Source organism: Azohydromonas lata NBRC 102462 (assembly GCF_001571085.1).
GTDB classification, from domain to species: Bacteria; Pseudomonadota; Gammaproteobacteria; order Burkholderiales; family Burkholderiaceae_C; genus Azohydromonas; species Azohydromonas lata.
Genome location: NZ_BCTC01000323.1, coordinates 1 through 663, shown reverse-complemented (window position 1 = coordinate 663; position 663 = coordinate 1). Strand labels below are relative to the sequence as shown.

At 65.0% G+C, this 663-nt stretch carries 1 protein-coding gene; it reads left to right on the top strand.

What is annotated here, in order from left to right; all coding sequences use genetic code 11:
* Window positions 1-662, top strand: a 662-nt coding sequence (gene pstB / locus ALA01S_RS31320) for a phosphate ABC transporter ATP-binding protein PstB (protein ID WP_066343698.1), incomplete at its 5' end; no start/stop codon positions are given.
* Window position 663: the final 1 nt, after the last annotated feature.

Genomic DNA, 663 nt, shown 5'->3' with positions numbered 1-663 from the left:
TCACGGCCTTCATCGGCCCGTCGGGCTGCGGCAAGAGCACGCTGCTGCGCACCTTCAACCGCATGTACGAGCTCTACCCGGAGCAGCGTGCCGAAGGGCAGATCCTGCTGGACGGCCAGGACATCCTCACCTCCGGCCTGGACGTGAGCCTCATCCGCGCCAAGGTCGGCATGGTGTTCCAGAAGCCCACACCGTTTCCCATGTCCATCTACGACAACATCGCCTTCGGCGTGCGGCTGTTCGAGAACCTGCCGCGCGTGGAGATGGACGAGCGCGTCGAATGGGCGCTGCGCAAGGCCGCGCTGTGGAACGAGGTCAAGGACAAGCTGGGCCAAAGCGGCGCGGGCCTCTCCGGCGGCCAGCAGCAGCGGCTGTGCATTGCGCGCGGCATCGCCATCCGCCCCGAAGTGCTGCTGCTGGACGAGCCCTGCTCGGCGCTGGACCCGATTTCCACCGGCAAGATCGAGGAGCTCATCCACGAGCTCAAAAGCGACTACACCGTGGTCATCGTCACGCACAACATGCAGCAGGCCGCGCGCTGCTCGGACTACACGGCCTACATGTACCTGGGTGACCTGGTGGAGTTTGGTCCGACCGCGGAGCTGTTCATGAAGCCTCGCAAGAAGGACACCGAGGACTACATCACCGGCCGCTTCGGCTGAA